Source organism: Bacillus sanguinis (assembly GCF_018332475.1).
Taxonomy (GTDB): domain Bacteria; phylum Bacillota; class Bacilli; order Bacillales; family Bacillaceae_G; genus Bacillus_A; species Bacillus_A sanguinis.
On record NZ_BOQB01000331.1, the window covers coordinates 1 to 5,439 of the forward strand.

Consider the following 5,439-nt stretch of genomic DNA (forward strand, 5'->3'; position numbering starts at 1 on the left):
TATTTAAAAGAAAAATAAAAACTGTTTATCCAAATAAAACATTACCAAAACGACTCTTTTAAAAATTAAAAGTAGTTATCATATACAGCACCTCCCAGAGCATTAGTTTTATACATTAGAATTATACAATATATAATGTATTGTATTTATCATTTACAATAACTTTACAATAAAACTAAAAAAGAACACCTTAAGTCGGTGCTCTCCTTACAAATATCAACCATTATGTAATTGAACATATAGATATTGCTCCTAGTAAACCTAATACAAATCCTGTTAAACAAACACAATCAGCAAGACAAATGGAAGACTGCGATAATGGAACAAATGACCTACTTGTACTCGATCCATATTGTTTTATTTTCTCGTAATTCATATCTAACATGAAATGTAGACATGTTACACCTTCCTCAATAGTATGAAGTGATTCTTTATCTAATCGTCCCAATAATTTATTATTAAAAGCAACTGTAAGAGGATACTACTAGTCAAGTTCTTGAACAACAATACAAGATGCGAAATAAACTAGGACTTAAATATGAAAGGATTGATTATTAATGAACAGATTAGATAATATTAGTTGTGTGTATAGAATTGATGCCAAAAAATCTCATTCGAATGAAGAAGAAATTAAAGCGCTTCAGGATTTTTCAACAATAGATGTACCTACAGAATATATAGAAATAATTCAGCTAGCTTCAGACATTGAAATTAATGTTAACGACCAAATTTATATTCGAATTTGGAGAGCTTCGGGGTGCATTGAAATGAATGAAACTTATGAAGTGCAAAAATATCTCCCGAATTCACTCGCAATTGGTGATGATGAAGGAGGTGATGCATTAATCTATCTACAGGGTAAAGATGGTTTTGGCATATACTATAACAGATTCACAGATTTGGATATTGAGGAGCCAGTGAAAATTGCACCATCGCTAACCGAATTATTAGTAAATAATGTAGGTCGGAAACGTCCCCTTTTCCACCTCCCTTTTTATCGAAAAAAAAGACCTGCATTTATGCAGATCAAATATAAATTAGTGATGAGATTTCATATCACTTATTCTTTTGGAGACGGAAACCTTGCAGCTTCAAAATGCGTACTATTTTCTACAGTAGAAATAACTCCAGCTACGCTACTTTGTGCAAAAACCTCAACTACATCCCCTGCATTCAATTGAATTATTGATGAAACAGCTACAATATTAGCAAAGTTTATTGGACCAAAAAAATCATTATCTATTGCAATTGCCGGATTTCCATTAACTCGAATTTCTACCCGCGCTCTATAGTTTGTGTTTAGATTATTGGGAATGAACGCAATTGTTCCAATTACAGAATAAACTCCTCTTGTCTTTGGAATAAAAATAGAGGTAGCTGGATTATATTCATTTGCTAAATCAAATTGTTCATTTTGAAACAGTACTTTTACAAAAGTATTGGCAGGAACAGTTTGATCCACCGTATTTCTAGCTCTAAAAGCAGACGCTCTTACAAGTTCGTCCTTATTATCCTCAAAACAATTCACTTTAACATTCACCCAATGTTTTTCCTCATGCTTTTTATCACATTTGTCATAACTCTTACTGCTTTTATAACAATCATAATATTTCTTTTTGTAATCCTTACAGTGATCATAGTAGGAATAAGACATACTAGATTCCCCCTTTAAATTTATCACTACATACTATGTAAGATAGATTAAAAAAGTTTGGACGAGCAGTTACTATTTTTAATAGAATTAAAAAAGCACCACCATTTGGCAGGGAAAGAGAACCGTAAAACATGTGGAGTAGCACAACCAAATCTTAGCTTATCCATATCAACACCACAAAGTGCTAGAATTCCATTTCCTTTGCTCCAAAAGTAAGTTTTATATAATCCCTAAAGCAGTAGCTATCAAACGGATAGCTACTTTTTTATGCTCATAAAAATTATCACGTCTCATCAGCAACTCGTTATAAACATAGGAATCTCTCACTTTCTCATTCCCTAAATACTTTAACTCAATAATCTGTCGCTGACCTTTATCAAGTACATTCTGTAACGTCCGTTCAATTTGTTTAAAGCGTATCTCATGATTTTTATCGTCATCTTTCATTTTCGGAAAAAGAACGATGCCCCCAGCTTGAGCCTGCTCTTCTTGATTCTTCATCCGGACGCACAATGCTTTGTAGTTTTTCAGCTCCTTCACCACAAGTCTTCGCATCTCTTATTCATCAATGTCTTCACAAAATGAAAATTGATTCATACGATACGGTTCCCCTCCGTTCGATCTACTTACTTGAATGGTTCTCCTTTTTTTGGCCAGACTATATTTATGCATCTAGATTGTCACCTTTAGTACGAGCAGTTAGTTTTTGCTAGCTGCTCTTTGTTTGTAAAAAACGAACTCAATTGACTGCACGCACATATAATATTCTGTGTTCCTTTCTTTATAAATTGAAATAGTCATTACAAAATAAATCTCGTCACGAGAGCACTTTATTAAGTGCTCTTTTTTGATTTTTGAATACTTATCAATTGAAATGTTTGTATAATTTATAAAATAAAACTGCTTGTCCACTTCGATACATTCTTTAATTCCTCTTAACAATCCATACACTTCTATATAATTGCATTCCCACTTCATGATTTGCTTTTTGCTACCTTTACCTTCTATGACGTGCAATCATAAAAGGTAAAGGTGTGAATGAAGAAAATATTGTTTTAGATGGAACTTCTATTAAATCAAGTTTATCGATTTAACACTTCTATCTATCTTTCGTCAATCACTTTACCAACAGAAGCAACAGGTTCAACGGTATTGATTTAGGAAGCGGACTCCCTTATATATTAAAAGCTTTTTGGAGTGAACCCATGTTCCTTATATATTATGGAATGGGTTTATATTTGTGATATAAGGGCTTATTTTTTTATTTATTTTAATTTTCAAGGGCTTTTTTCTTATACTTGTGTGTTAACCAATTCATAAGTTGTAGTGTGTAAGTGGGTGAATGAATGAATGATAAGGATGGTGTAAAAATGAGTGAATTTAAAAAGAAATTTCATATTCCATGTGATTGTTTTCTTCCCCCTGTACCCCCACCTCAAGTTGGACCGACTGGGCCAACCGGAGCGACTGGACCAACTGGACCAACTGGACCAACTGGGCCAACTGGGCCAACTGCTGTAGGGTGTTGTCCATGTAATAACACTCTTAACAACCCTGGATTTGACATACCACCTGTAGGAGTAGATCCAGTTCCAGGTTGGAATCAAGCCGGTTCTGTTACAGAAGTAGGTTTTCCAAACGTTCATAGTGGTCGTTTTCTGCCAGATGGTTCATTTAGTCTCTTAGCTGCATCAATTGATCCAGGTGGAAGTATTAATCAAACAGTTGATGTTGACGAAGGTTGTTGTTATACATTTTCATTTGCTGCAGATGTAAGGGATGGTGCATTCCTTATAGCTTCTGTATCTTTTCCAGAACTTGGGCAAACGTGTCCCCCTGCTCCTGCAACTCTTGGTCCATCAAACATTCCACATATTGTACCAGTTATGAATCAACCACAATCTCTTTTCCAACATTATGTTCTTGTTGTGTGTATACCTGCTACTGTTACTATAGCTTGTATTTCTTTCCAAAATACTGCTACAGGTGGAGAAGGCGCAACAGCTTTTGTTGACAATGTTGTATTTCAACCTACTGGTGGACCTTGTACCTCATGTTCACAAAATTTTTAATGCATTAATATATTTGAAGCTTTTCGTTTTTCTAGCGAATCCAATAACTATTAAAGAGGGCCTACTGGCTCTCTTTTCACATTAGAAATCACTAAAATCCCGTTCCTCAACCATGAGCCTGCTCACTATATATATTCATTAACAAACATGGGTTACTCTTCATTTCATTCAAATATCTATTTTATATTAAATCCGCACACCCCTTAGAAGCATACATACGATATCATGTGGTATTCTTTTTCAATATAAGTTTTTATCCGAGAGCGCCTTGGATGGTGCTCTTTAATTTTCAAATAACATTTTTAAGTAATTACGACAGCGGATTTTATTATGTTGTACAAGCACTACTTTGCTTTATTAAATAGACTATATAGATATCTAAAAGAAGGGAGCTTTAAATTCATATGGCTGATTATTTTTATAAAGATGGTAAAAAGTATTATAAAAAACAATCATATTCTCACCATCAAAAAGATAACTGTTTTATCAAAACTCATACAATAACTGGTTCGAATACAGCTTTAAATTTCAACGTACCAGCTAACACTACAAGAACTGCTTTTGAAGATTTCACCAATAACCACAATAAAACATTACTTGATCTTCGCATTCCTGGTACTTCTCAACCAATTGAAGTAACTATCCGAACAAGAAGTTCTCGTCTGCCGATTACTGTAACATTAGTTGCAGGTGAAACCAAGGTATTCCAAGTAGAGGATTTTCATAGCCTCACTCTCACAAATAATACTAATATCAATAGCAACATTTCTATATTTATTCAAAAAACATTTTGTATCTGCTGCAATAATCAAAATGATTATTGTAAAAAGTATTATAATGAACCATCGTATTCTCATTGTCAAAAAGATAACTGCTATATCGAAACTCATACCATAGCTGGTTCAAATACCACCCCAACTGAAAATTCACCTTTAACTATTATCGTACCTCCGGGCGCTTCAAGAAGAGTTTTTGAAAATTTCACCAATAACCACAATAAAACATTAATTCAAATATCTGTTCCCAGTGATGTTAGCTCGATTGAAGTAACTATTCGAACAAGAAGGTCCCCCACACCAATTATCGCCACCCTTGTCCCAGGTGAAACAAGAGTATTTCAAGTAGAAGATTTCCAAAGTCTTACCCTCACTAATAATACTGAAATCCTTGATTTTATTGATATTTTGATCCAAAAAACTTTTTGCATCTGTTGCAATGATAAGAATGATTCGTACGATGAATATTACCATGAGTGCAAGTAATAGATTAAATCACCAGAAGAACTCTTTAAATAGAGGGTTCTTTTCTTTTCACTCCCCTGGTCTCCTCTTATTTTATTAAAATAACTATTTTGTTCATTTTTTGATACTTCACTTAACTCTTTTCGAATTGCATCTTTTTCATCAAGAATGATATTTAATCGCTTATACAGCACCCCTTAAAATCTTGATTTCAATACATTCGAATTATATAATGTGATGTATTTAAAATTTACAATGATTTTACAATAACACTAAAAAAGAACACCTTAAATCGATGCCCTTTTTGCAGATATCAACCTTTATGTAATTGAACATACAGATAACATAAATCCTCCAAATGTAAGTGCACCTAGTAATCCTAATACAAATCCAGTTATACAAACACAATCAGCAAGACAAATGGAAGACTGCGATAATGGAACAAATGACCTACTTGTACTCGATCCATATT

At 33.5% G+C, this 5,439-nt stretch carries 4 protein-coding genes and 3 pseudogenes; 3 read left to right on the forward strand and 4 right to left on the reverse strand.

Annotated features, from left to right (window positions below):
- Positions 1 to 223 precede the first annotated feature (223 nt).
- Positions 224 to 481, reverse strand: a pseudogene (locus tag KI369_RS25185) (homoserine dehydrogenase); the annotation flags it as partial.
- A gap of 76 nt (positions 482 to 557) precedes the next feature.
- On the opposite strand from KI369_RS25185, the pseudogene KI369_RS25190 reads away from it, so the two are divergent.
- A pseudogene (locus KI369_RS25190) lies at positions 558 to 965 on the forward strand (SMI1/KNR4 family protein); the annotation flags it as partial.
- A 95-nt stretch (positions 966 to 1,060) separates the two neighbouring features.
- On the opposite strand, the gene KI369_RS25195 reads toward KI369_RS25190, so the two are convergent.
- The gene (locus KI369_RS25195) at positions 1,061 to 1,654 is read right to left on the reverse strand and encodes an ABC transporter permease (RefSeq protein ID WP_212958026.1); all 594 of its coding nucleotides are present in this window, start codon (positions 1,652 to 1,654) and stop codon (positions 1,061 to 1,063) included.
- 219 nt (positions 1,655 to 1,873) lie between these two features.
- Complete coding sequence (locus KI369_RS25200) at positions 1,874 to 2,155, reverse strand: ArpU family phage packaging/lysis transcriptional regulator (RefSeq protein ID WP_238484957.1); 282 nt, start codon at positions 2,153 to 2,155, stop codon at positions 1,874 to 1,876.
- Positions 2,156 to 3,024: 869 nt separating this feature from the next.
- On the opposite strand from KI369_RS25200, the gene KI369_RS25205 reads away from it, so the two are divergent.
- Together KI369_RS25205 and KI369_RS25210 are read left to right on the forward strand one after the other, a co-directional pair.
- On the forward strand, positions 3,025 to 3,726 hold the full coding sequence (locus KI369_RS25205) for a collagen-like protein (protein WP_238484958.1): 702 nt from the start codon (positions 3,025 to 3,027) through the stop codon (positions 3,724 to 3,726).
- Between the two features lie 404 nt (positions 3,727 to 4,130).
- Positions 4,131 to 4,988, forward strand: coding sequence for an exosporium protein D (locus KI369_RS25210; RefSeq protein ID WP_212958035.1), 858 nt, complete (start codon positions 4,131 to 4,133; stop codon positions 4,986 to 4,988).
- 299 nt (positions 4,989 to 5,287) lie between these two features.
- Here the strand turns inward: KI369_RS25210 and KI369_RS25215 are convergent.
- Positions 5,288 to 5,439 (reverse strand): annotated as a pseudogene (locus KI369_RS25215) (homoserine dehydrogenase); the annotation flags it as partial.

Excerpts from the sequence above, each read along its gene's own strand:
- KI369_RS25195 (WP_212958026.1), bottom strand. The coding sequence starts at position 1,654 with ATGTCTTATTCCTACTATGATCACTGTAAGGATTACAAAAAGAAATAT.
- KI369_RS25200 (WP_238484957.1), bottom strand. The coding sequence starts at position 2,155 with ATGAAGAATCAAGAAGAGCAGGCTCAAGCTGGGGGCATCGTTCTTTTT.
- KI369_RS25205 (WP_238484958.1), top strand. The coding sequence starts at position 3,025 with ATGAGTGAATTTAAAAAGAAATTTCATATTCCATGTGATTGTTTTCTT.
- KI369_RS25210 (WP_212958035.1), top strand. The coding sequence starts at position 4,131 with ATGGCTGATTATTTTTATAAAGATGGTAAAAAGTATTATAAAAAACAA.